Annotated in this window: 26 protein-coding genes and 1 tRNA gene; 18 read left to right on the top strand and 9 right to left on the bottom strand. The window is 34.3% G+C overall.

Features of this window, described 5'->3' with window-relative positions:
• Positions 1–8: 8 nt before the first annotated feature.
• From ftsA to nusA, 3 genes are all read right to left on the bottom strand, one after another.
• Positions 9–1,412, bottom strand: a complete 1,404-nt coding sequence (ftsA, locus tag Q0358_RS05220) for a cell division protein FtsA (protein WP_299548358.1) — start codon at positions 1,410–1,412, stop codon at positions 9–11.
• A 43-nt stretch (positions 1,413–1,455) separates the two neighbouring features.
• Positions 1,456–2,913, bottom strand: a complete 1,458-nt coding sequence (locus Q0358_RS05225) for a peptidylprolyl isomerase (RefSeq protein ID WP_299548361.1) — start codon at positions 2,911–2,913, stop codon at positions 1,456–1,458.
• 94 nt (positions 2,914–3,007) lie between these two features.
• Entirely contained in the window at positions 3,008–4,123 is a 1,116-nt protein-coding gene (gene nusA / locus Q0358_RS05230) for a transcription termination factor NusA (RefSeq protein WP_299548364.1), read from the bottom strand.
• A gap of 222 nt (positions 4,124–4,345) precedes the next feature.
• Here nusA and Q0358_RS05235 point away from each other — a divergent pair, with 222 nt between their 5' ends.
• The 5 genes from Q0358_RS05235 to hemW are packed head-to-tail and all read left to right on the top strand — an operon-like array spanning position 4,346 to position 8,091.
• A complete protein-coding gene (locus tag Q0358_RS05235; RefSeq protein ID WP_299548367.1) occupies positions 4,346–4,588 on the top strand; it encodes an HP0268 family nuclease in 243 nt (80 codons plus the stop codon).
• 2 nt (positions 4,589–4,590) lie between these two features.
• On the top strand, positions 4,591–5,907 hold the full coding sequence (gene miaB, locus Q0358_RS05240) for a tRNA (N6-isopentenyl adenosine(37)-C2)-methylthiotransferase MiaB (protein WP_299548370.1): 1,317 nt from the start codon (positions 4,591–4,593) through the stop codon (positions 5,905–5,907).
• Between the two features lie 6 nt (positions 5,908–5,913).
• The gene (locus tag Q0358_RS05245; protein ID WP_299548373.1) at positions 5,914–6,567 is read left to right on the top strand and encodes a lysophospholipid acyltransferase family protein; all 654 of its coding nucleotides are present in this window, start codon (positions 5,914–5,916) and stop codon (positions 6,565–6,567) included.
• Positions 6,555–7,022 carry a hypothetical protein gene (locus Q0358_RS05250; RefSeq protein ID WP_299548376.1) on the top strand — a complete coding sequence of 156 codons (468 nt, stop codon included), beginning with the start codon at positions 6,555–6,557 and terminating at the stop codon, positions 7,020–7,022. Before Q0358_RS05245 ends, Q0358_RS05250 begins: the two co-directional genes overlap by 13 nt.
• On the top strand, positions 7,012–8,091 hold the full coding sequence (gene hemW / locus Q0358_RS05255) for a radical SAM family heme chaperone HemW (protein WP_299548379.1): 1,080 nt from the start codon (positions 7,012–7,014) through the stop codon (positions 8,089–8,091). Before Q0358_RS05250 ends, hemW begins: the two co-directional genes overlap by 11 nt.
• Here the strand turns inward: hemW and Q0358_RS05260 are convergent.
• The 5 genes from Q0358_RS05260 to cysS form a co-directional block, all read right to left on the bottom strand.
• A complete protein-coding gene (locus tag Q0358_RS05260; RefSeq protein ID WP_299548382.1) occupies positions 8,084–8,602 on the bottom strand; it encodes a hypothetical protein in 519 nt (172 codons plus the stop codon). The two genes, hemW and Q0358_RS05260, sit on opposite strands and share 8 nt — an antisense overlap.
• Positions 8,599–9,111 (bottom strand): hypothetical protein, encoded by a 513-nt coding sequence (locus Q0358_RS05265; protein ID WP_299548385.1) that lies wholly within the window; start codon positions 9,109–9,111, stop codon positions 8,599–8,601. Before Q0358_RS05265 ends, Q0358_RS05260 begins: the two co-directional genes overlap by 4 nt.
• Positions 9,108–10,145, bottom strand: coding sequence for a hypothetical protein (locus Q0358_RS05270; protein ID WP_299548388.1), 1,038 nt, complete (start codon positions 10,143–10,145; stop codon positions 9,108–9,110). The genes Q0358_RS05265 and Q0358_RS05270 overlap by 4 nt, the downstream gene beginning before the upstream one ends.
• A 95-nt stretch (positions 10,146–10,240) precedes the next feature.
• The gene (locus Q0358_RS05275; protein ID WP_299548391.1) at positions 10,241–11,071 is read right to left on the bottom strand and encodes a sulfite exporter TauE/SafE family protein; all 831 of its coding nucleotides are present in this window, start codon (positions 11,069–11,071) and stop codon (positions 10,241–10,243) included.
• A gap of 19 nt (positions 11,072–11,090) precedes the next feature.
• Positions 11,091–12,494: a cysteine--tRNA ligase gene (gene cysS / locus Q0358_RS05280; protein WP_299548393.1), complete on the bottom strand. Its 1,404-nt coding sequence runs from the start codon at positions 12,492–12,494 to the stop codon at positions 11,091–11,093.
• A 146-nt stretch (positions 12,495–12,640) separates the two neighbouring features.
• On the opposite strand from cysS, the gene hisD reads away from it, so the two are divergent.
• Genes hisD through hemC form a run of 8 tightly spaced genes read left to right on the top strand, consistent with a single transcriptional unit; the run spans position 12,641 to position 20,048 of the window.
• Positions 12,641–13,948, top strand: a complete 1,308-nt coding sequence (gene hisD, locus Q0358_RS05285) for a histidinol dehydrogenase (protein WP_299548394.1) — start codon at positions 12,641–12,643, stop codon at positions 13,946–13,948.
• Positions 13,949–13,958: 10 nt separating this feature from the next.
• Complete coding sequence (locus tag Q0358_RS05290; protein ID WP_299548397.1) at positions 13,959–14,225, top strand: DUF2018 family protein; 267 nt, start codon at positions 13,959–13,961, stop codon at positions 14,223–14,225.
• 3 nt (positions 14,226–14,228) lie between these two features.
• The gene (locus Q0358_RS05295; RefSeq protein ID WP_299548400.1) at positions 14,229–14,687 is read left to right on the top strand and encodes a hypothetical protein; all 459 of its coding nucleotides are present in this window, start codon (positions 14,229–14,231) and stop codon (positions 14,685–14,687) included.
• The gene (locus Q0358_RS05300; protein ID WP_299548403.1) at positions 14,665–15,597 is read left to right on the top strand and encodes a polyprenyl synthetase family protein; all 933 of its coding nucleotides are present in this window, start codon (positions 14,665–14,667) and stop codon (positions 15,595–15,597) included. Before Q0358_RS05295 ends, Q0358_RS05300 begins: the two co-directional genes overlap by 23 nt.
• 19 nt (positions 15,598–15,616) lie before the next feature.
• Positions 15,617–16,948 carry a glutamyl-tRNA reductase gene (hemA, locus tag Q0358_RS05305; RefSeq protein WP_299548406.1) on the top strand — a complete coding sequence of 444 codons (1,332 nt, stop codon included), beginning with the start codon at positions 15,617–15,619 and terminating at the stop codon, positions 16,946–16,948.
• A 15-nt stretch (positions 16,949–16,963) separates the two neighbouring features.
• Positions 16,964–18,715: a proline--tRNA ligase gene (locus Q0358_RS05310; protein ID WP_299548409.1), complete on the top strand. Its 1,752-nt coding sequence runs from the start codon at positions 16,964–16,966 to the stop codon at positions 18,713–18,715.
• Complete coding sequence (locus Q0358_RS05315) at positions 18,706–19,116, top strand: FxsA family protein (protein WP_299548412.1); 411 nt, start codon at positions 18,706–18,708, stop codon at positions 19,114–19,116. The genes Q0358_RS05310 and Q0358_RS05315 overlap by 10 nt, the downstream gene beginning before the upstream one ends.
• Complete coding sequence (hemC, locus tag Q0358_RS05320) at positions 19,116–20,048, top strand: hydroxymethylbilane synthase (protein WP_299548880.1); 933 nt, start codon at positions 19,116–19,118, stop codon at positions 20,046–20,048. The genes Q0358_RS05315 and hemC overlap by 1 nt, the downstream gene beginning before the upstream one ends.
• Before the next feature lie 69 nt (positions 20,049–20,117).
• Here the strand turns inward: hemC and Q0358_RS05325 are convergent, their stop codons facing one another.
• Entirely contained in the window at positions 20,118–20,357 is a 240-nt protein-coding gene (locus Q0358_RS05325) for a hypothetical protein (protein ID WP_299548415.1), read from the bottom strand.
• A 184-nt stretch (positions 20,358–20,541) separates the two neighbouring features.
• Between Q0358_RS05325 and Q0358_RS05330 the strand changes: the two genes are divergently transcribed.
• From Q0358_RS05330 to Q0358_RS05350, 5 genes are all read left to right on the top strand, one after another.
• Positions 20,542–20,619, top strand: a tRNA-Pro gene (locus tag Q0358_RS05330).
• Between the two features lie 130 nt (positions 20,620–20,749).
• Positions 20,750–21,106, top strand: a complete 357-nt coding sequence (locus Q0358_RS05335) for a reverse transcriptase domain-containing protein (RefSeq protein ID WP_299548883.1) — start codon at positions 20,750–20,752, stop codon at positions 21,104–21,106.
• A 30-nt stretch (positions 21,107–21,136) separates the two neighbouring features.
• Entirely contained in the window at positions 21,137–21,295 is a 159-nt protein-coding gene (locus tag Q0358_RS05340; protein WP_299548418.1) for a hypothetical protein, read from the top strand.
• Positions 21,296–22,011: 716 nt separating this feature from the next.
• Complete coding sequence (locus Q0358_RS05345; protein ID WP_299548421.1) at positions 22,012–22,929, top strand: branched-chain amino acid transaminase; 918 nt, start codon at positions 22,012–22,014, stop codon at positions 22,927–22,929.
• A gap of 12 nt (positions 22,930–22,941) precedes the next feature.
• The gene (locus Q0358_RS05350; RefSeq protein WP_299548424.1) at positions 22,942–24,003 is read left to right on the top strand and encodes an SPFH domain-containing protein; all 1,062 of its coding nucleotides are present in this window, start codon (positions 22,942–22,944) and stop codon (positions 24,001–24,003) included.
• Positions 24,004–24,010 lie beyond the last annotated feature (7 nt).

The following is a 24,010-nucleotide window of genomic DNA, read 5'->3' on the forward strand; positions in this document are numbered from 1 at the left end:
TTTAATCTTTAAAACATTTGGGTTAGTCTATTCCACATTTGACTGAAAAAGCCAGTATTTTGCTTAGGAATTTTAATTTCTGTAATATTGCTTAGATCCTGCTTAATATCTGCCGCACTCTTAGGCACGCTATTAACGGGACCTGAAGTGCTTTGTATTTTATCTTGCAATGGATTTATTGAAGGGATATTTTTGTGAAAATGCAAGGTTTCATCTTCTATTTTCTCATTACAATAACGGATTCTTTTTTCAGAGTCAATTTCATAATTTGTATATTTTCCAGAAGCGTAAAGGATAAGTCCAATTCCAGTTGAGCAATCTGGTCCTTTTAAATCCGTAAAGAGTCCATCAACTTCTATAGGCTTTGCAAGGCGCACAGGCATATTAAAGAGAGCTGCTGCTAAATCTCTAATACCATCTAATTGCACCATTCCACCTGTTAACACCACACCACTTCCTAACTGATCCTTTAATCCGCTTCGTTCTAAAGATTTTGCTAAAATCATTAGTGTTTCTTCCACGCGAGCATACACGACATTATGCACGGTTGCTAAAGCAACTTGATGTTTGCCACTATCTTCTCCACCGATACTTGGAATTTCAATAAGATTTTCCGTATCTTCAAGTGTTTTTGGAAAGCCACCATATTTAACTTTGACTTGTTCTGCAATTCCTTGTGGTGTGTGTAAAGCCATAGCTAAATCATTTGTGATATGGTTTGATCCAACTCCCAAGAAATCATTATAGCGCAAAGAGTTACCAACATGAATCATTAACTCACAGGTGCTTCCGCCCATATCGATACAAGCTACACCTAGATTTTTTTCATCATCACTTAGCACAGAAATAGAAGACGCATAGGAAGCTAGAACAATGTTTTCTATCTCAATACCAGCACTTTTAATTGCTTTTTTAAGGTTGCCTAAGCTTGATTTTTGTGCAGTGATAATACGCACAGAAACTTCTAAACGACTTCCGCTCATTCCCATAGGATCATCAATAAAGTCTTGATCATCAAGCTTGAAGTTATAAGGTAAAATATGGATAACTTCATATTCGCTAGGGATTGAAGCATTATAAAGTGCTGTTTGGATAACGCGGTTAATTTCTTTGATTCCAATTTCGTTGTTTGGAATATTGACAATCCCCGAACTATCTGTACTTTTCGTATAAGCCCCAGAAATAGAAATCACGGCTTTATTGATGTTTGTTCCAGCTACACGCCTTGCATCATTTAGCGCATCCTTGATTGCACGACTTGCTTGTTCAATATTTGTAATAGAACCTTTCTTTAATCCAGACGATTTATGAAATCCTGTTCCTATGATATGTGGAATCCCGTCTTTACAATTTGCAATAATCGCGCAAATTTTTGTAGAACCGATGTCAATTCCTAAAATGGTTTGCTCCAAATCCTTGCCCCTTTTGTAGTTATCTTCCATATTTTTATAAGTCTTAAATTTTTCTAACAATTTTATAAAGACTTAATAAATGTTCCATAAAGGCAATTTCAGCTAATCTTGATTTCACTTGCACTCCATTGCGTTTTATGAAGTCTAAATTTTTTGTAATTATATCAGAATTTTTTAATCTTTGGTCAAGGATTTCATATAAAATTGCTTTATCTTTTAACAAAATATATCCTTTTTCTTCATTTTTACTAAAAAGTTGCGCGATAAAATCTTGGCTTTCTTGTTGGTTTAAGCCATTGAGTGCTGTTTTGTCTTCGCGTGAAATATAGCCAACATCTATACCTTTAAAATCCGAAAGTAGCGCAGTTGCCTTCTCTTCTAAGAGTTGTGTTTTTCTTAGTGCTATAAAATCTTCTGTGGCATCTTTTTTTGCTGCTTCATAACTTTTTGGCACACTTGGAATAATTTTTTGAATCTTGATTGTGATAAACTCTTCTTTGACTTTAATAGGCTTTAGTGTTTCTTGTTCTTTTGCTTGACTAAGCAGATTTAAAAGTTCTGTATCATAGTTGGAATCACCTTCATAAATTGTTAAAGATTTCGCCTTTTTGTTTTCGCCTTTTCTTAGAGAGATATATTCTTTTAAAGATTCTTTTTCTGCTTGTGAAGATTTGTAATGCGCAATAACTTTGTTTTTTGCCTTATCAAAAGGGAGTAGTTGTCCATTTTCATTTAAAAATTGATTTTTAAAATCTTCATAATGTTTTTTTAGTGCATCATTATCCACAGGGATGGAATCGGAATTAACAGAAACTTTTAATACTTCATAGCCACGCTGTGTTTGATAAATATCTTTATTGTCTTCCCAATATTTTTTGATGGCTTCTTCTGTGGGGTTAAAAGTAATTGCAGATTGATCTAAAATTTGGATTTTTAAATGATCTTCGTTAAAAATAGCTTCACTAATTGTTTGAGTTTCTAAAGGTGTGAGTGGGATTGTTAAAAGTGCATCAAGTTTTTGAAGTAAGATTCCATCACCAAGTTCCTCTTCAAAATCTTTTGGACGCATTTGATTGTCTGTTAAAAGGCGTTTATAAATGGTTTCATCAAATTTTCCATTGTTTTGAAAAGTCTCCATTGTTGTTAGTGTATGGATAATCTCTTCTTTACTGACACGCAATCCTAAATCGTGTGCATAATTTAGCATTAAAGCGCGTGAGATTAGCGTATTTAGTGCTTGATCTTCAATACCAAGTTTTTTAGCTTGTTCGTCATCTAATGCCCCATTAAAGAGTTGATTATAAACATTATAAAGTCTTGCATATTCGCGTTGCAATTTATCAATAGTGATTTGACGATCGCCAACAACTGCTGCTGCATTGCTTGTGCTTGAAAAGCTGTAAGTTCCCCAGCCTACAAATCCAGCTCCTAAAAATGCAAAGGAACTAATCCAAATAATAATCATTAAGTATTTTTTATGTTTTTGCATAAAGCCAATCATTATAAACTCCAAATTTGCCTTATTAAGATAAAACGCACTAAAAAGTTTTCGATTCTACTCAAAAAACCTTTAAAAGCGGTAAATTCTGCATAGATTACTCCTTAAAAAGAGAAGAGAGAATATCTATGCCATTGCTTTTTGGCGCTTCTTGCGTGCTATTGCCTGAGTTTTGCTGTATTGCATTGCCAATTTCTTTAAGCTCAATTTCATAACCTGTTAGCATTGAAGCTAAACGGATATTGATTCCACTTTTGCCAATTGCTTTTGGTTTTTGCTCACTTGTAATGCTAACAACTGCCTTTTTATCCTCTATTGCAACACTAATTACAAGCGCTGGAGAGAGTGCGCGTGCAATGTAGATCTCAGGTTGGTTAGAGTATTCTACGCAATCAATACTTTCATTTTTTAGCTCTTTAGATACAGCATTAATTCTAACACCTTTTACGCCCACTGTTGCACCAACTGGATCAATTTTTGTAGAATTTGTTTTTAGGGCAACTTTAGCTCTTTCTCCGGGGATTCTAGCAGAATTTACAATTGTAACATCACTATCTTTAATCTCTGGGACTTCTAGCTTTAATAATTCTTCAAGCATTTTAGGAGTGGTGCGACTAAGTTCAATCATAATTCCATTTTGGCGATCAATTCCAACATGTTTTAGCACTGCTCCTACAATTTGTCCCACGCTAAATTCTTCGCCTTTGATGCGATTTTTCTTGGGTAAAACTGCACGAATTTCATCAATTTCAATGTAGGTGTTGCCTAAATCATCAGTGCGCACAACATTCCCACTGACGATTTTTCCAACTTGAGATTTATATTTGTCAAAAAGTTGCGTTTCAATTAAGCGTTGGATTTTAAATTCTAGCTCTCTAAATAGTGCATTAACGGCACTTCTGCTCATATCTTCTAAACTTAATTCATAGCGCAATTCATCGCCGACTTTAATGTCGTTATCATGTTTTTTTGCTTCGCTTAATGGAATCGTATTTTTGCTATCTTGTGGTTTGGAGTCTTCACAAACACTAATAACCTGATAAAGATGCAAAGTTTTATTTTTTCTGTCAATTTCAACATCATAATGAATTGTAGAATCCAAGCTTTCTTTCGCGACCTTTATCACAGCTTCTTTGACTGCGTCTGCCACACTTTCGATAGGAAGTCCCTTTTCATAAGCAATCCCTTCAATAATATCTAGTATTTTTTCCAAAATCTATCCTTAAAATATTGTGCATAAAGAAGTTTAACAAGTTCGGCATTTTAGTTGAAAGTTTCTTTATAAGGGCTTACTTAAAAGAAACTTTTGAAAAGTTGGAATCCAAAAATGCAATTTTAAAGAAGAATTTTCATAAAATGCGCTAATTTGAAATTATTTTTTAAGCAAAAAATCTTTATAATAATCCATTTTTCTAAAAAAGTTAAGGGTAAAAGTATGGATATTAAATTAGCACGCACTCACATTAGTGAAAAACCAGCAAAGATTACAGTGAAAAAATTAGAAGAGATGCTAGAGGAAAAAAAATCCGACATTTTTTATTGCGATAAAGAAAACTCTCATAAAGATATGCAAGCCCTATTAGAATACTTTGAAAAAAAGGGTAAGCGTGCATATTTTAGAGAAGTGCGTTATGGATTAGATGAGGGTGATTATATGTATGAAATCCATATTTTATAAGTATGACAAAGAAACTCTATATTGAAACACTTGGTTGTGCAATGAATGAGCGTGATAGTGCGCATATTATTGCAGAGCTTGAAGAAAAGGAATCCTATCAACTTACAGAAAATCCAAAAGAAGCGGATTTAATTTTAATCAACACTTGTTCTGTGCGTGAAAAGCCGGAAAAAAAGCTTTTTTCAGAGATTGGACAATATGCAAAAATCAAAAAACAAAATGCGAAGATTGGTGTTTGTGGTTGCACAGCAAGTCATTTGGGTGATAAGATTTTAAAACGCTCTAAAGCAGTAGATTTTGTGTTAGGTGCACGTAATGTATCAAAGATTTCTCAAATTATTCATAAACAGCGTGTGGCTTGGGTGGATATTGATTATGATGATAGCACTTATGTTTTTAGTCAAAATGCTCATTCTATGCTCAAAGGCATGATTAATATCTCTATTGGTTGTGATAAAAAATGCACTTATTGTATTGTGCCACATACGCGTGGCAATGAGATTTCAATCCCTGCAGATTTGATTTTGCAAGAAGCAAAGCGTTTGGTGGATGGCGGAACAAAGGAAATTTTACTGCTTGGGCAAAATGTTAATAATTACGGAAGGCGTTTTTCAGGCACACATCGTGCGATAAACTTCACGCAACTTCTTAATGAAATCTCTCAAATTGATGGACTAGAGAGAATCCGCTTTACTTCTCCGCACCCTTTACATATGGATGATGATTTTATTTTGGAGTTTGCACGGAATCCAAAAATCTGTAAGGCTATCCATATGCCTTTACAAAGTGGTTCTAGTGAAATTTTGCACAAAATGAAGAGGGGTTACAGTAAAGAATGGTTTTTAAATCGTGTAGAAAAAATGCGTTCTTTAATCCCAGAACTTAGCATTGGAACAGATATTATTGTAGGCTTCCCAACAGAGAGTGAAGAGGATTTTTTAGAAACTTTAGATGTCTTAGAAAAAGTGCGTTTTGATACTTTATATAGTTTTATTTATTCTAGTCGTCCGCATACACAAGCACATCACTGGTTAGAAACAGAGCAGGTGTGTTTAGTTGATGACGAGATTGCAAAAGAGCGTTTAATGCGTTTAAAGGATAGACATAAAGAGATTTTAGCTGAAGATAATGCAAAGCAAGTTGGAAAAATTCATCAAATTTTAGTAGAAAGCTATGATATGCAAAACTTATGGTTAGAAGGGCGTAGCGATACAAATAAACTTGTGCGTATTAAAGCTGGACGAAATCTTATAGGATCTTTATGTGATGTGAAAATTACAGAAGTTAAAGGCGCGCAATTAATAGGTGATCTAGTGTAGGTTAATGTGAAAGAAAAGTTGAAGGAATTTAAGAGAAAAATTTTAGCAAAAATTCTCCCTTTTTTTCTTGTAGGAATGATCCGTTTTTTAGCACTTTTTGTGCGATTTGAATTTAGAGTTTCCAGCAAAGTCTTAGAGAAACTTAGTAAAAACGAACTTTTTGTATTTGCTTTTTGGCATGGAGAATTGTTGTTTCAACCTTTTTTGTTTCAAAAATATTCACATAAAAAGAAGTTTTGGGTATTGATTAGCAAGCATTTTGATGGGGAAATTATTAGTGGTGTTGTGCGTTATTTTGGAATTGATACATTAAGGGGTTCAAGTTCAAAAGGCGGAATTAGGGCATTGTATCACGCAATTAAAAAAATAGAGAATAAAGAATATATTGTTATTACTCCTGATGGTCCGCGCGGTCCTTATCATAGTGTCGCAGATGGTGTAGTGCTTTTAGCGCAAAAAGCAAATGTTCCTGTAGTCGTATCTAGGATTTTTTTTAGTAATGCTTGGGAGTTTAAAAGTTGGGATAAATTTAGAATTCCAAAACCTTTTAGTAAAGCAATATTTGTCGTTAAAGAACCTTTTTTGCTGAAGTCTTTTACGCTAGAAGAAGCAAAAATTTTTGTGAAAGAAAAAATGGAAGAGGATCAATGCGTTTTTTAGGGATTAGCGTTGTTTTATTAGGCGTGTTAATTGGAATTGTTTTTTTCTCTCCTTCTTATCAATTAGGAAGAGAAGCAGAACAAGAATTAGAAAAAGGGAATTTCAAAGAAGCACACACACTTGCTGCGCAATCCTTGCAAAAAGATCCGTATAATCGTCTAGCGTATGCTGTTGAAAGTCAATCAAGGCAGCGTTTAAATATCCAAAAATTCCTAGAAGACTCTAAAAAAAATCAAGAAAGTGCATTTGAGATTTTAAAAGATGGTAGTTTAACCACTGAAGAATTTTTAAGATTAAAATGGATTACAGAAGAGTTTTTAAGAAATCATCGAACACTTTTAATTTTAAATCAACCAAATCATCAAGAAAAAGAACAACTAGAACAATATAAAAATTGGTTTGAAAGTTTAAAGAATCGCTTAGAAGAAATCAAACAAAAGAAAAATGCAAAGTGAGAATTTAAGTTTATATTTACATATCCCTTTTTGCGATAGCAAATGTGGTTATTGCGCTTTTAATTCTAAGACAAATAAAAATCATCTTAAAGAAATTTATATGCAAAAATTAGCTAAATATTTGCGCCATAAGCTAATGTGTTTGCAAGAAGATTTCAAAGTGCAAATTACTTCTGTGTATATTGGTGGAGGGACACCAAGTGTTGTGGAATCGCATTTGTATGCAGATGTTTTTTGGGAGTTTTTGCCTTTTTTACAAAATGAAGCAGAGATTAGTGTTGAGGCAAATCCAAACCATTTAAGTTTAGAATGGTTGCGTGCAATGAAGACTTTTGGCGTAAATCGTTTAAGTCTTGGAGTGCAAAGTTTTGATGTAAAAAAACTTGCCTTTTTAGAACGAGAACATAACAATAAAAATACATTTTTAGCATTGGATTATGCGATAAATGCAGGCTTTGATAATTTAAGTATAGATTTAATTTATGGCACGCCTTTATGTAGTGAGAAACTTTTAGAGCAAGAGTTAAGCACTGCTGTAAAGCTGCCTGTATCGCATATTTCGGCTTATCATTTAAGTTTAGATCCCGGAAGTCGCTTTTATAAAGAAAAGGAGGATTTGAAATCTAAAAGTATAGAAGGGGAGTTTGGGGGATTTTTAAGTGTTGGTCATTTTGTAAAAGCACATTTGCAAAAATTTTTACATTATGAAGTAAGTAATTATGGGAGAATCTCTAAGCATAATTTACATTATTGGCTGGGGGAAGATTATATTGGAGTTGGGGCTGGAGCGGTAGGTTGTATTAAAAATGTGCGCACAAGTATGCCAAAAAGTATTGAGAGATTTTTAGAAAATTTTAGCGAAGAAAAAGAGATTTTAACACCAAAAGATAGGGAGTTGGAGTATTTGTTTTTAGGGTTTCGCTCTTGTGTTGGCGTGGAGATTAAAAAGATTCCAAATAAAAAAAACTTGGAGATTCTTTTGCAAGATGGAATCCTATTTCAAAAAAAAGAGCGTGTTTTTGCAAAAGATTATTTTTTAGGTGATGAGATTGCATTATTTCTTAGTTGAAATATGTGTCTAAACGAAAAGAGAAGATAATATTGTCTTCTTGACGTTCAATATGAATAGGGAAGTTAAAGCGTGCAACTCCTGGGAGTGTTTGAGTTAAAATTAAAGCATCTTTGAGTTTGCTAATACTTTCTAATTTTCCGCTAATGATGTAGCGTTGTTTTAGATATTTTCCTTCTTGTATGGGATTTCCATCTGCAACAACTCCAGCATTTTCAAAGATGATTTTTAATTTTTCTTCAATTTCATTTTGCGTAATTTTGTGTTTGAAATAGCCCAGAGATTGTGCATTTTTTGTTTGATAATCTTGCAGGTTTTTTAATTCTGCATTGCGTTGGGCTTGAATTTGTTTTTGCACATAGACTTCTTTGCGATATTTTGCATTAGTTTGGCGAAAAGTATCAAGAGCAGGTCGAATCACACTTAAAAAAATAATTACAACCAAAAAAAAGTAAAAAACAAAGAAAAAAGTGTTACGAATCCAGTCGATTTGTGCGAAAAATGTTTTCATTGTTCAGTTTCCTCAAGTTTACTAACAGAAACAAAATTATACCAACCATTAGGTAACATATAAAAATCTGCACGACTTTGATGAAAGATTGATCGCAATGGAACTTCTAATAAAAAAGTATAAATCTGTTTTGAAGGTGTTGTCCCATAAAGAGTAAGTTGGTATTGCTCCATTTGAATTTTGTTAAGAGTGATTTGTTCTGGGATTAGATCAAAAAGATTTTCCACACTTTCTTTTAATAGAATATTTTGATGGGCAATGTATTCTACAAATTGCACTTTTTCTTGCTCTAAAATGAGCTGCTCTTGTAAGTTTTTAATCTCTTCTAACAGGGTTTTTTGGGCTTGAGATGCGCTTTGTGCATTGTTTTGCATATAATGTCCTTGCACTTTTAAAATTATCACAAATCCCATAAAAATAAAGAGCGTCAATAAAATATAGCCCCACCAAATGCGTGAAACCCTCTTTAGAAATGTTTTTTTGCCCGGTTGAGTAAAGCTATAATTCATACTTCCCCCCTTTTTTCAAACACTTTATAAGAATCATAGCCTAAATTTGCAAGTTCTTGTGCAATATCACAGCTAAAAATGCTGACTTCAAGCATTGTGATTTGCTGAATTTGCTGAAGTGTTTCTTGACTGATATTATGGGGATTAAAAATCACAATTTCACTAATAAATTCGCTGTTGTATAAAGGATTATTATAAAATTCACCAAGTGCAGATTGTATGAATTTTGCAGCAGTATTAACACGAGAGAAATTATCTAAATCATCGTAATTTTCACTCTCTAACTTTGTATTATCTGTTTCATTGTCTCCTTTTAGCACTTCAATGAGCTCATCATCATTAACATCATTATTTAAATCAACTTCTTCAATATTGCTTAATTCTTCTTGTAAGTCTTTTTCTATATTTGTTTTTTGAATATCATCATCGTCTTCACTTAAAGAATTTCTAACAACAGTAAGTTCCGAGTCTATCGCACTTTCAAGAACATAATATCCACCAAAGAGAGCGCCACAATTCTTCTTAGTGATTAACATCGTAATATTAGAATATTCAAATAACACATAAAGTTTGCAAGAATCTTGAAAAGTATCTTTAGCAAGGCGATAAAGCACTAAAAAAGGAGAAATTATAAAATCTGCACCAAGCTTTAAAAAGCGTTTTTTAGTTTCTGCAATACCTTCATTTGCAATAAAAACAGACCAATTATTATCAAAGCGTTTATAGGAAATTTCAGAGCAATTTACGCCAAAATTTTTAAACTCTTCTTCTTTGTCTGTGCTTAAAATCCCTTGTATGATAGAGCAAGGAAGCACAGATACATAAGTGAAAGGGTTTTTTGTGCGGATTTTTTGGACAAAGCGCACAGCTTGAATGGGGAGCTCTCCAGGGTTTGTGCGAAACTCTTTGTTTTGCTTTGAGATAAGCTGACCATTTTTGTAGAAATGTGCGACAACATTGCAGATTTTATGATCAATTTCAATGCCAACAATTACCGTTGGAAAAAGTGGGCGGATAAGCCTACTAAGATTCATAACAACTCCCAAGCTAAATTAGCTGTAATCATAAGCAATTTTGGCTTAAAGAATAGCATTTGTGGATAAAATCTAAATAAAGATTCCATAAAATATTAATGCGTGTGCATTTCTTTAGAATCTTGCATTGTGGAGTTGGAATCCATTTTGAATTCCATATTTTTTAAACCTTGATGATGGCTATTGCCACTGCTTGCATTTGTGGCATCAATTTTCATATGTGTTTTATTTCCCATTTGTGGATTTTGCAAAAACTTTATTCCTTTTTGCACCATTAATCCTCCAAAAACAATGATTGCAATTGCTGCAAGATTCATTAGGATTTTTCTAAAATTAGGCTTATAAAATGCTGTGTTTGCAAGTAACCCAAAAAGAAATAAAGATGGCAGTGTGCCTAATCCAAACACAAGCATAATAAGCATTGCCTTTGGAATGCTAGCAAATCCTGCTGCACTAAAGAGAAAGGCATACACAAATCCACAGGGTAGCAAACCATTCAAAAGTCCAAGCATATAAAGACTTAAAGGTGTTTTTAGACTTAATGCTTGTTGAAATTTACTTTGATACCATTTGGAGTTTTGGATAGAGTGTTCTAAGTGCGTTAAAAAGGTAGTTTTACCAAAGAGTGAGAGTCCAGCTAAAATCATCGCGGCCCCAGCAAAGACAAAAAGAAATCCACGCAACGTTCCATTTACACTAAACATACTCCCTAATGCCCCAACAATTGCTCCTAAAATCACATAAGTTGTAATGCGTCCTAGGCTATAAAGTGTGTGATAAGCAATGAGTTGGCTTTTTTGTGTGATGGCATTATCAGTAAGTTTGCCACTATATGCTAAAACGATTCCACCACACATTCCTATACAATGCCCAAAACCCCCTAAAAGAGCAACCATAAAAAGTCCAATAATATCTAAATGTTCCATTGTTGTCCTTCTTGAAAGTTTATATTTTTTCCCATACACAACCTTGTGGTGTGTCCATAATCTCAATGCCTTTATTGCGCAATTCTTCTCTAATCTTATCGGCGTTTTGAAAGTCTTTTACTTTTTTAAACTCTGTGCGTTTTGCAAGAAGTGCTTCAATCTCTGTTTTTAACGCTTCACTTACGCCAAGTTTAAAATACTCAAAACAATCTTTAAGTCCAATTCCTAAAACCCTTTTAATGAGATTTAGATTCTCCTGTATTTGTGGAATCTTATCGTTTTGTTTGGAGTCTAATTGTTCATTAGCACTAGCAATAAAGTCATCTAACACACTTAGAGCTTTTGAAATATTTAAATCATCGTTTAAAGCATCTAAAAATGCTGTTTTGAAGGTTTCATCAAGTGTCAATGGAATCTCTTTTTTAGAGAGCATTGCAAGGCGTTTTTTTAAGCGATACAAGCGATCTAAGCGTTTTTTAGAAGAGAGTAAATCTTCTTCAGAAAAATTTAATCCAATTCTATAATGTGTGCTTAAAAGATAGAATCGCAAAATTTCTCCATCATAATATGCTAATGCGTCTTTGATAAAAAAGCTATTGCCAAGCGATTTTGCCATTTTTTCGCCATTAATTGTTACAAAACCATTGTGCATCCAGTATTTTGCTAGCGTTTGATTTTCTGCACAGCGTGTTTGAGAAGCTTCATTTTCGTGATGGGGAAAGAGTAGATCTGCTCCACCGCCGTGAATATCAATTGCGTATTCTCCTTGTAAGGCTAAATGTTTTTGAATCATTGCGCTACATTCAATATGCCAACCCGGACGCCCTTTGCCAAAGGGAGAATCATAGCCCACATCGCCAATCCCTTTATAGCTTTTCCATAGTGCAAAGTCCTTGCTATCGTGCTTCTGTTCGCTATTTTGCACGCGACTTTGAGATTCTAATTCTGCAATTCTGCCACTTAAATCTCCATAGTTTTTATCTTTACTAACAGAAAGATACACATCCCCATTTGGTGTTTGATATGCGATTTTTTTATCTAGTAAGATTTGGATCATCGCACACATTGCATCAAGATTTTCTGTTGCTTTTGGCTCAAGATCAGCGCGCATTACGCCTAGTTTTTGCATTTCATCTAAATAACGCTTAGTGTAAGTTTGAGTAATTTCTTCAATGGAGCAATTACTTTGTATGGCTTTATTAATGATTTTATCGTCAATATCTGTGAAGTTTTTTGCAAAAATGACTTTATAGCCATTTTCGATAAGTATACGGCGGAGCAAATCAAAAACAATCGCACTTCTAGCGTGTCCTAAATGAGAATCATCATAAACCGTTGGTCCGCAAACATAAATACGCACTTCATTGGGGATTATGGGTTCAAATTGCACTTTTTCTTTTTTGTGGCTATCGTAGATTTTCATCGTTTCTCTTTTTTAAAAAATCAAATGTATGAAGTATAGCAAAATTTAGTTGTATTAAAATTTATGCATTTTTTCATTATAAAATTAAATTAAACATTAAAGAGATACAATACACCTTTATCGCAAGAGTTAAGGATTTTTAAAAAATGATTTCCATCTATAAAAGTAGTGATAGAGATTTTAAAGAGAGTTTTAAGACGCTTTTAATGCGCGGTGCAATGGATATTAGTAGTGTAGAAGAACGTGTTAAAGAGTTATTAAATGCGATTAAAACACAAGGGAGTGAAGCAGTCCTTGCACAGGTTGCGCGTTTTGATAGTTGGAATCCTAAAAGTTTTTTGGATCTTAAAATCACGCAAGATGAAATGGAGCGTGCGTATAGAGATTTAAACTCTACTTTAAAAGACGCATTGGAGTTTGCATATCAGCGTATTTATGCGTTTCATACAAAGCAAAAGCCAAAGACTTGGCTAGATTTTGAAGACAATGGTAATCTCTTAGGACAAAAAGTTACTCCAGTAGATCGCGCTGGGCTTTATATCCCTGGCGGAAAGGCAGCTTATCCTAGTTCGCTTTTAATGAATGCGATTCCAGCACTTGTTGCAGGTGTCAAAGAGATTGTTGTTTGCACGCCAACACCAGAGAACAAGCCAAATACACTTTTACTCTCAGCAATGCACTTATGTGGTATTAAGGAAGCATATAAAATCGGCGGTGCAAGTGCGATTGGGACGCTTGCTTATGGAATTAATACAAAAGATGGAATCCAAAAAGTAGATGTGATTACAGGACCTGGGAATATCTATGTTGCAACCGCCAAAAAGCTTGTGTTTGGGGAAGTGAATATTGATATGATAGCAGGTCCTAGTGAAATTGGAATCTTGCATAGTGGTCAAGGAAATGTAGATTATGTTGCGTGGGATTTGCTCTCTCAAGCTGAACACGATGAAATGGCAAGCGCAATTTTAATCACAACAAATGTAGAATTTGCAAACGCTGTTGCAAAGCGTATTGATGAGCTTTTGAGAGACTTGCCTCGCAAAGAAATCGCCACAAAGTCCATCAATGAGCGTGGTGCAATTTTGATCGCTAAAGATTTAGAAGAGGCACTAGAATTAATGAATCAAATCGCCCCAGAACATTTAGAAGTGCTTGTAAGTAATCCTTTGGAGATTTTGCCAAAAATTAAGCACGCAGGTGCGATTTTCATTGGCGAAAATACGCCTGAGCCTATTGGGGATTATATTGCAGGACCTAACCATACCTTACCAACAGGTGGGAGTGCGAAGTTTTTTTCTCCACTCTCGACAGAGCATTTTATGAAAAAGAGTTCAATTATTTCTTTTTCAAAACTTGGAATAGCACAATTAGGTGAAAAATGTGGAATCCTAGCTCATACAGAAGGACTAGATGCACATCAAAATGCAGTTTTAGAACGATTAAAATCACTTTAAAGGAATTACAATGGATCATATTTTAGAAGGTTTGCCACAAGAAAAATGGATTGATATTATTTTTCATGCTTCAAGAGGGCTTGCAACAAGAGAGCTTACAAAGATGCTAGAAAGGCAAGCAGCAATGGAAGTTTTACTAGAAAAACGCTTAGGAGAAATGTGGGAAGAAGAGCTTGCATATCTTCAAAATAGCGAAGAAAGTGCTGATGAGATTCATCATAAAACACAGGATTTAGCCATTGTATCAATGCAAGATATTTTAAGTCAAAATGAATAAATAATGCGCATTGTTTTTACGCTAATTGTTACTTCACTTCTTAGTGCATTTTGTGGAATCGCATTGCTTTTTGCTCTACCGCAGTGGAAAGCAGAGCGGTTTGTGGAGCTTAAAAAAGATGAATTTTATGTCTTAACTCTTCAAGCTGATGATACGCAAAAGACATTATTTTTTCGTTGGACTTTATTAAAAAATGAAGGTTTGGTGGTGCATTTAAATTACGATTCCTTTCCACATCAATTTATTCTTTATCAAGATTATCAACGCACTTGCTATGAGATTCCTTTGTGGAAGGCAGATCAACGCTATTACACAAGAGAGCCAATTTTTATGTTGTGTTTTAAAGATTATCATCGCACAAAAAAGATTGCCACATTAAAGTTTTATATTGATGAGGGCAGTAGAGATTTTAATATTATAGATGAAAGGAAAGTTCCAAATGGTGGCTTTAACGCATATTGAAGCAAAGATACAGGGGTTTTTAGAAGAATTAGAATCGCCTTTGGTTTTAAATCTTAGTAAGAATCTTCAAAGTGGCAAAATGTTACGTTCAAAACTTGCTTTAAATATTGCAGGAGAGAGTGAAGATTGTGTGCGTTTGTGTGCAATTATTGAGATGATTCAGAGTGCAAGCTTGCTGCACGATGATGTAATTGATGAGGCAACAACAAGACGCAATAAACCTTCCATAAATGCGCTTTTTGGTGATAAAAATGCAATTATGCTAGGCGATGTGTTGTATTCTAAAGCTTTTAGTGAGCTTGTTTATTTTGCTAGGGATTATCCACAGATTCCGTGCATCGTAGCAAATGCAGTAGCAACACTTGCAATTGGAGAAATGGAGGATGTTGCACTATCTGTTAGTTTTAATTTTAATGAAGCGAAGTATTTAACAATGATTGAACATAAAACTGCAGCTTTGATTGAAGCAACAGCTTATGCAGCAGCATTTTTAGCGGGCAAAGACGAAGAGAATGCAAAGCGATTTCAAGTTTATGGACGAAGTCTTGGTGTGGCGTTTCAAATTATTGATGATGTGCTTGATATTGTTTCAGATTCTAAAACTTTGGGAAAACCTGCTTTGAATGATTTTAAAGAAGGGAAGACAACACTTCCTTATTTATATCTTTATGATACTTTAGAAAAAGCAGGGGATGAGGTGGGAAAAAAACGCTTGTGTAATGCCTTTGGCAAGGAATTAAACAAAAGTGATCAATTGTGGATTTTAGAGCAATTAAAGACAAGCGGTGCGATTAAAAAAAGTGTGGATCTCGCAAAACATCTTGGAAAAATAGGGGTTGAAGCAATTACTAATCAATCTTGTGATAAACTTGCAGAAATTATGCACGCAATGATAGAGCGCGACTTTTAGCCAAATGGACTATTAAGATATGGATTATTACATTTTAAGTTATTCTCATAAAAATACAAATATTTCTACGCGTGAAAAGTTAAGTTTAGATATAAAAGATCCAAAAACTGCAGAGTTTTTAAAGGATTTAGTGGAGAATAAATTTATTGCAGAAGCAGTGATTTTATCAACTTGCAATCGCATAGAATTTATTTTAAATGTTCAAAATGCTCCAAAAGCAGAAGAGTTTTTATTGGATAAACTGAGTGTTTTTTCAGGGATTGCCTTAGAAGACTTAAAAAAGCACGCAGATAGTTATGAAAATGTTAGTGCAATCCATCATCTCTTTAGTGTGGCAAGCTCACTTGACAGCTTAGTTGTAGGAGAAACGCAAATTGCAGGACAATTAAAAAATGCGTTTAAATTTTCTTATGAAATAGGTTGTTGTGGGTTGTATCTCTCACGCGCAATCCACTTTGCGTTTCGCTGTGCAGCAAGCGTAAGAAACTCTACTAGTATTTCTCAAAATTCTGTATCTGTTGCAAGCACAGCTGTGGTAAAGGCAAAGGAGGTTTTAGGAGATCTCTCTGGTAAAGAAGCTTTAGTTATTGGTGCAGGAGAGATGAGCGTAATTTGTGCGAAGCATTTAACAAATGCAAATTGTGCAGTGATTTTAATGAATCGCGATTTTCAAAATGCGGAAAATGTCTGTAAAAGCGTTCTTCAAAGCAATCCAAAAGCAAAAATTAGAGTGGAGAGTTTTAAGGATATGGGAGAGTATATTAATGCAATTCCACTTCTTTTTAGTGCCACAAGTGCTCCACATACAATTATCACAGCAGATATGGTTGTGAATAAAGATTGGAATCGATATTGGTTTGATTTGGCGATGCCGCGTGATATAGAACACGATATTATGGATATACAAAGTAATGTGCAAATTTATGCCGTAGATGATTTAGAAGATATTGTGCGTAAAAATTTGGCTTTAAGAGAAGAGCAAGCACGCATTGCTTATGGAATCGTTGGGCGTTCTACGCAGGAGTTTTTTAATTGGCTACAAACTTTAAATGTTGAACCACTCATTAAAACAATTCGCTCTTTAGCAAAGGATTCCGCACTTAAAGAACTGCAAAAAGGAATCACAAAAGGCTATTTACCAAAAGATTATGAAAAAAACATTGAGAAAACTTTGCATAATGCTTTTAATGTATTTTTACATCATTTAACCATTAATTTAAAGTCTGTTTCTAATACTCCAAAGGGCGATAGTGTGGTGGAGAGTTTGCGCTTTTTGTTTGATTTAGATTCTGAAGATAAGATGTTGGAATCTTATAAATGCGAATATGCACAAGATAAACCCTTATCTTAATCTGTAAGGAAAACTATGCGATTTTCAAAAATTTTTATCCCAACTTTCAAAGAAGCTCCAAAAGATGTTGTTTTAAAAAGCCACGAATATTTAATCCGTGGGGGATTTATCCAGCAAATTGGAAGTGGAATCTATAATTTCTTGCCTCTTGGAAAGTGTGTTTTAGATAAGATTAGAAATGTTGTCAAAGAAGAAATGGATAAAGCTGGAGCAAATGAAGTGACATTAGGATTTGTAACACCTGCTAGTCTTTGGCAAAAAAGTGGAAGGTTTGAGCGTTATGGTAAAGAGCTTTTACGCTTCAAGGACAGAAAAGACAATGATTTTGTGCTAGGACCAACACACGAAGAAGTTGTTACAGAGCTAGTAAAGACAAACATTAAAAGTTATAAGCAACTCCCCTTACATCTCTATCAAATCAATTTGAAATTCCGCGATGAAATGCGTCCGCGCTTTGGGCTTATGCGTGCGCGTGAATTTATAATGAAAGATGGATATAGTTTTCATTCTAGTATTGAAGATTTAAAGCGTGAGTTTGATTTAATGGAACAAACTTATAGCAAAATTTTTACGCGCTTAGGGTTAGATTTTCGTGCAGTGTTTGCAGATAGTGGGGCAATTGGTGGAAGCGGAAGTAAGGAATTTATGGTGCTTGCAAATAGTGGGGAAGATACAATTTGTGTTTGTGATGCTTGTAATTATGGAGCAAATTTAGAAGCGGCAACGCGTATTAAGATAGCTCTAGACTCTGATGCGCCACAGGCGGAATTTGCTAAGTTTCACACACCAAATATTACAAGCATAGAATCTTTGGCGGAGTTTTTTAAAATTACACCTTTTTGGACGCTAAAAGCTGTGGTTAAAAAAGCCATTTTTGATGAGGGAAGAAGTGAGTTGGTGTATTTTTTCTTGCGTGGAAGTGATTATTTAAATGAAACAAAAGCCCTAAATGCTATTGTTGGAGCAAATGAACTAGTAGAAGCTAGTGAAGAAGAGATTAGGGGGGCTGGGTTGATTCCGGGATTTATTGGTCCTTTTGCATTGCGGAATCTCACAGGAAGTCCTTATATTTATTTTGATAATGAGCTTTATGAAGCAAAACATTTAATTTGTGGAGCAAATACATTAGATTATCATTTTGTTGGCGTGGATTTAAGCACTTTTGAAGGTTTGGAATATAGAGATTTAATAGAAGTGCAAGCGGGGGATTTATGTCCTATGTGTGGCAAGGATAAGGGAGGGAAGCTATATTTTACAAAGGGCATTGAAGTAGGACATATTTTTCAGTTAGGGACAAAATATTCTAGCGCAATGGAAGCGACATTTTTAGATGAAAACGGCAAGGCACAACCTTTTATTATGGGGTGTTATGGAATTGGGATTTCAAGACTTCTATCAGCAGTAATTGAACAGCACCACGATGAAAAAGGAATGATTTGGACTTTGGAAACTGCACCATTTAGCGTGGATATTATGGTGTCAAATATTAAGGATTCTATGCAATTAGAAATGGGAGAGAAGCTTTATGCATCTTTAAGCGCAGAAGGGATTGCGTGTTTGTTTGATGATAGGACAGAGCGCTATGGAGCAAAGATTTCTGATTTTGAATTAATGGGATTGCCTTTTGGAATTATTATTGGAAAAGGGCTTGAAAAAGGAGAAATTGAATTTGTAAGGCGAAAGGATTTAAGCAAAGAAGTGCTAAAGGTTGCGGATTTTATAACACTCATTAAAGAAATTAAAGATTTGGTTGGCAAATGCCGTTAATTTTAGGTTTTTTATATCTCTTTTTAGAAGTGCTTGTTAGCTATGAAATCATTGATATTATCGGTGTTTTGGGCTTTGTGCTAGAGATTATTATTACAGCATTTTTTGGATTTTTTATTTTGGTGAATTTTCGCTTATTTTTGAGTGATGCACTAATGCGTGTTTTAGATAGGCAGTTGAGTTATGAGGCTTTTGTGAGTTCAAATATTTTTAGAATTTTGGGTGCAATTTTATTAATTTTGCCCGGAGCTTTGACGGATATTATTGGAATCTTAATGCAATTTAGCGCAGTGGGTTTTATGTTTGTTAAGCCTTTTATGAAAGCAGAAATTAATGCTTCAAAAAAACAAGAACACAGAGAAATCATAGATGTAGAAGTGATTGAAAAGGAAGAAAAATGATAGAAAAGCTTACCATTGGGACGCGTGGAAGTGTGCTTGCGCTTTGGCAGGCAAATCATATTAAAAGCCTTTTGGAAAAGCAATATCCACAACTTAAGGTGGAATTAAAAATTGTAAAAACAAAGGGAGATAAGATTTTAGATGTTCCTTTATCAAAAATTGGAGGCAAGGGATTATTCACAAAAGAACTTGAAGTTTTATTGCTTGATGGGAGTATTGATTTAGCGGTGCATAGCTTAAAAGATGTGCCGGTGGAATTTGTAGAGAATCTTGGGCTTGTAGCAATTACAAAGCGTGAAGATGTGCGTGATAGTTTTTTAAGTTTTCAATATCAAAGCCTAGAAGAGTTGCCAAAGGGAGCTAGAGTCGGAACAACTTCATTAAGGCGTGTGATGCAAATTAATGCTTTAAGGGGCGACTTGGATTGTCAAAGTTTGCGTGGGAATGTTCAAACGCGCTTGCAACGTCTTGAAAATGGAGAATTTGATGCAGTTATTTTAGCACAAGCTGGGGTGAATCGCTTGGAATTAAAAGGGATTCCATATATAACACCACTCGATTTTATGATCCCTGCGATGGGGCAAGCAGCACTTGGAATTGAGTGTAGAGTAGATAGTGAGTGTATGGGGGTTTTAAGCTTTTTAAATGATAAAAATGCTGTGTTTGAAACACATTGTGAAAGAGCGTTTGTGCGTGCGTTAAATGGGGGTTGTCAAGTGCCTATTGGAATCAATGCAAGCTATAAAGAAGGAAGCTTAAAAGTGCGTGCGATTCTTGGACTGCCAGATGGAAGTGAAATTTTAAAAGAGTCTTTGGAGAGCGAAGTGGAAAATCTCAAAGATTGTGAATATATTGGAGTAACTTTGGCGGAATCTTTTTTAAAGCAAGGAGCAAAGGAAATTTTACAAAAAGCACAGAATTGGAAATTTTAAGCTTTTTCTAGGATTACCTTATAAAGTTTTTAATAGGATAATCCCAGTGAAGAGTTGTAAGTATTTCAATTAAGATTCTATTTTTTTCTTGTGTTTGCTGAAGTTAAAATTCTTTTTAGCAAAATTATGAAAATTACTATAACTTGTTTTAATATGGTATTCTTCTTGCAAAAAACCATAGATATTTCTCAAGGAAGTTCCTAATTTTAACATATAGCCAATTTGTTCTGTGTATTGATGAAGTTCGCTCTTGTTAAGTGTCTTTTTTTCTAAGTAGCTCAAAATCTTTTTCTCTGTCGCCTTGTCCATTTAAAATCCTTAAAACCTAAGTTCAGCTATAACGCATAAAACACGATTTAGCGGAGCAATTATATTATTATTTCTTTATAATTTTTTTAAACATTTTATTAAAAAATAAAATATTAATAATTTTAGTATTTTTTTATATTTTTTGTATAGAATATCGCTTTTATTTTAAACTTCTCATACTTTTCGGAGTATAGCGCAGTCTGGCTAGCGCACACCCTTGGGGTGGGTGAGGTCGTGGGTTCAAATCCCGCTACTCCGACCACTGATTTAAAAGTTCAGTCAATAAAATCTGTCTTTTATTGTTATATAAGGAAAGTTGAAATTCCAAAACCCTTTAGTGATAAGGTTAGACCTTTAGGGACACCTTGCATTAAAGACAGGATTATTCAATAATCCATAAAGCAAATCTTGAGCCAATTTGTGAAGCCAAATTCTATAAGCACTCTTATGGATTTAGACCACAAAGAAGCACTAAAGATGCTATTGCTAGATTTAATTTTCTTGTAAATATGAATAAATTGCATTATGTCATTGACATAGATATACAAGGATTCTTTGATAATGTTAATCACTCCAAACTCCTTAAACAACTATGGACTTTAGGGGTAAGAGACAAGAATTTACTAAAAATTATCTCTAAAATGCTTAAATGTGAAGTCTTAAATATTGGTATCCCAAACAAAGGCACTCCACAAGGTGGGATTTTATCTCCTTTACTTTCTAATATCGTTTTAAACGAACTAGATTAGTGGATTGCTAACCAATGGGAATGCTTTAAGATGAAACAAACAATATATAGTCGTGAAGATAGTAAATATCTTGCCCCTAAGAAAAGCAATCTTAAGGAATGTTTTATTGTAAGGTATGCAGATGATTTTAAAATCCTTTGTAGAAACCATAATGAAGCAAAACGATTATTTATTGCAGTGCAATTATGATTAAAAGAGCGTTTGGGATTAGAAATTAATAAAGAGAAATTAAAGCTAAAAAGAAAGGTAAAATAAATAATAAAGTCAAATGTAAAAGAGAGGTAAAGTTTGTAGCACATAGTTATATAGGCAATAAAGCCTTAAAACAATACTGCTAACTTATAGAAATAAAATTAAAGCATTGCAAAAGGGCAAAATTAATGTCAGTCTTTTAAATTCTTATATTTTAGGAATCCATAATTACTACAAAATTGCCACTTATTGCAATATTGATTTTAATAAATTACACTCTCTTACTAGAATAGCTTTAAAGAATAGATTAAAATCAAAAGACATAAAAGATGAATCCAAAATACCAAAATGCATTGATAAGCTAGGATACACAAATCTAAACAGCTAAGAAGTGTAAATGATGAAGTAAGGTGTGGGTTGTTACATTAATGTGTAATTCTATAAAAGAATAGCACACACAATATAGGGTTATTTGTTATTAAGAGAAATACAATGCCATTATGTAGAAAATAAGTATAACAAAAATTGCAAGCAATAAACTATAGGTGTTACATTTGCTAAAAGAAAAAATTATAAAACTAACAGAGAAAGGAGTAAAAAAGAGTGTTCTCTATAAAGGGTTTAAAGCCTTTTAAGCAAGATTTTGTTATATTTTTGCGTTTTTTGCGCTTTTATAGTGGCGATTTATAAAAAGGCGCATAAGGAGATTTATAATGAATGAAGCAAAATCAATTTGGATGGATGGGAAATTAGTCCCTTGGAAAGAAGCAAATGTTCATATTTTAACTCATACTTTGCATTATGGGAATGGAGTTTTTGAAGGCACTAGGGCTTATAAAACAGACAGAGGAATGGCGATTTTTCGTTTAAAGGATCACACAAAACGCCTTTTAAATTCTGCAAAGATTGTTGCGATTGATGTGCCTTACACGCAAGATGAGCTAGAAAAGGCACAAATTGAACTCTTAAAAGACAATGCCTTTAATGCAAACACTTATCTGCGTCCTTTAATTTATTTAGGATATGGTGCTATGGGTGTGTATCACAAAAATGCGCCTGTTAATGTTGCAATTGCGGCGTGGGAATGGGGTGCGTATTTGGGCGATGAAGGTTTAGAAAAAGGGATTCGCGTAAAAACTGCTTCTTTTGTTAGAAATTCTGCAAAATCACTTTTTGGAAAGGCAAAGGCTTGTGGAAACTATCTAAACTCTCAAATGGCAAAGTATGAAGCTATCGAGTGTGGATATGAAGAAGCCTTGCTTTTAGATGATAATGGAATGATTGCAGAGGGAAGTGGAGAGTGTTTTTTTATTGTGCGTAATGGTATGATTATCACACCGCCAAGTGATAGCGCATTAGAATCTATCACACAAGATTCTATCATTACAATTGCTAAGGATCTTGGCTGCAAGGTAGAACGCCGTAATATTACGCGTGATGAAGTGTATATTGCAGATGAGGCGTTTTTTACAGGAACTGCAGCAGAAGTTACTCCAATTAGAGAGTTTGATGCGCGCATTATTGGTAGTGGTAAGCGTGGAGAGATTACACAAAAATTGCAAAATGCGTATTTTGATGTCGTGCAAGGACGGAATCCTAAATACGCACACTGGCTAACTTATATTAATTAAAAGGTTTTTCAAATGCCAATTGACTTAAATGAACATTTAAAACGCAAAAATAAAGGTTATGATCCTAAAGAAAATAAGGAGAATGACAATCCAAATCGTGGATTTCAAACTCCTAAAATGCCAAATTTCACAATGCCAAATGGTAGAAAAATGGTGGGAATTTATGTTGTTGCAATTTTAGCAATTTTGTTTTTCTTACTAAAGCCTTTTACAATCATTAATAGTGGTGAAGTGGGCGTGAAAATTACAACAGGTGAGTTTGATCCTACTCCTCTACAACCGGGCATTCATTTTTTTATCCCTGGAATTCAAAAAATTATTGCAGTAAATACAAAGGTTAGAATTGCAGAATTTACAGGTTCTGAAGGTATTGGGCTGCGTTCTAGAGATGAAGGAAGTTTAAAAAATCAAGCAATTAGCGTATTAGATTCTAGGGGATTATCTGTATCTGTGGAGCTTGCAGTGCAATATCGCCTAGATCCACTAAGCGTCCCACAAACCATTGCAACTTGGGGGCAAAACTGGGAAGAGAGAATCATTACTCCTGTTATTAGAGAGATTGTGCGTAATGTAGTGGGAAGTTTTCCAGCAGAAGAGTTGCCAACAAAGCGTAATGAAATTGCAACGCTAATTGATCAAAAGTTTAGAGAAAATATCAATAGTTTAGAGAATCGCCCAGTGGAGCTTGTGTCTATTCAGTTAACAGAAATTGTTTTGCCGCTTGCTATTAAGGAGCAAATTGAACGCGTTCAAGTTGCACGCCAAGAAGCAGAACGCGCAAGATATGAAGTGGAGCGTGCTAAGCAAGAAGCAGAGAAAAAAGCAGCTCTTGCAAAAGGGGTCGCTGATGCAACGATTATTGAAGCAGATGCACAAGCAAAGGCTAATCGTCTAATCAGTCAAAGTTTAAATAGCCCATTATTGCAATTACGCCAAATTGAAGTGCAAGGGAAGTTTAATGAAGCTTTACAAAGCAATCGCGATGCTAAGATTTTTCTAACGCCCGGTGGAGCAACACCAAATATTTGGTTGGATTCTAAAGATAATCAACGCGCAAGCTCTATCCAAAAATAAGGATAAT

This window comes from uncultured Helicobacter sp., from assembly GCF_937893305.1.
Lineage (GTDB): Bacteria > Campylobacterota > Campylobacteria > Campylobacterales > Helicobacteraceae > Helicobacter_D.

Coding starts and splice junctions, on each gene's coding strand:
- Q0358_RS05225 (WP_299548361.1), bottom strand. CDS start 2,913: ATGATTGGCTTTATGCAAAAACATAAAAAATACTTAATGATTATTATT.
- Q0358_RS05235 (WP_299548367.1), top strand. CDS start 4,346: ATGGATATTAAATTAGCACGCACTCACATTAGTGAAAAACCAGCAAAG.
- miaB (WP_299548370.1), top strand. CDS start 4,591: ATGACAAAGAAACTCTATATTGAAACACTTGGTTGTGCAATGAATGAG.
- Q0358_RS05250 (WP_299548376.1), top strand. CDS start 6,555: ATGCGTTTTTTAGGGATTAGCGTTGTTTTATTAGGCGTGTTAATTGGA.
- hemW (WP_299548379.1), top strand. CDS start 7,012: ATGCAAAGTGAGAATTTAAGTTTATATTTACATATCCCTTTTTGCGAT.
- Q0358_RS05260 (WP_299548382.1), bottom strand. CDS start 8,602: ATGAAAACATTTTTCGCACAAATCGACTGGATTCGTAACACTTTTTTC.
- Q0358_RS05265 (WP_299548385.1), bottom strand. CDS start 9,111: ATGAATTATAGCTTTACTCAACCGGGCAAAAAAACATTTCTAAAGAGG.
- Q0358_RS05270 (WP_299548388.1), bottom strand. CDS start 10,145: ATGAATCTTAGTAGGCTTATCCGCCCACTTTTTCCAACGGTAATTGTT.
- Q0358_RS05275 (WP_299548391.1), bottom strand. CDS start 11,071: ATGGAACATTTAGATATTATTGGACTTTTTATGGTTGCTCTTTTAGGG.
- cysS (WP_299548393.1), bottom strand. CDS start 12,494: ATGAAAATCTACGATAGCCACAAAAAAGAAAAAGTGCAATTTGAACCC.
- hisD (WP_299548394.1), top strand. CDS start 12,641: ATGATTTCCATCTATAAAAGTAGTGATAGAGATTTTAAAGAGAGTTTT.
- Q0358_RS05290 (WP_299548397.1), top strand. CDS start 13,959: ATGGATCATATTTTAGAAGGTTTGCCACAAGAAAAATGGATTGATATT.
- Q0358_RS05295 (WP_299548400.1), top strand. CDS start 14,229: ATGCGCATTGTTTTTACGCTAATTGTTACTTCACTTCTTAGTGCATTT.
- Q0358_RS05300 (WP_299548403.1), top strand. CDS start 14,665: ATGGTGGCTTTAACGCATATTGAAGCAAAGATACAGGGGTTTTTAGAA.
- hemA (WP_299548406.1), top strand. CDS start 15,617: ATGGATTATTACATTTTAAGTTATTCTCATAAAAATACAAATATTTCT.
- Q0358_RS05310 (WP_299548409.1), top strand. CDS start 16,964: ATGCGATTTTCAAAAATTTTTATCCCAACTTTCAAAGAAGCTCCAAAA.
- Q0358_RS05315 (WP_299548412.1), top strand. CDS start 18,706: ATGCCGTTAATTTTAGGTTTTTTATATCTCTTTTTAGAAGTGCTTGTT.
- Q0358_RS05325 (WP_299548415.1), bottom strand. CDS start 20,357: ATGGACAAGGCGACAGAGAAAAAGATTTTGAGCTACTTAGAAAAAAAG.
- Q0358_RS05340 (WP_299548418.1), top strand. CDS start 21,137: ATGAAACAAACAATATATAGTCGTGAAGATAGTAAATATCTTGCCCCT.
- Q0358_RS05345 (WP_299548421.1), top strand. CDS start 22,012: ATGAATGAAGCAAAATCAATTTGGATGGATGGGAAATTAGTCCCTTGG.
- Q0358_RS05350 (WP_299548424.1), top strand. CDS start 22,942: ATGCCAATTGACTTAAATGAACATTTAAAACGCAAAAATAAAGGTTAT.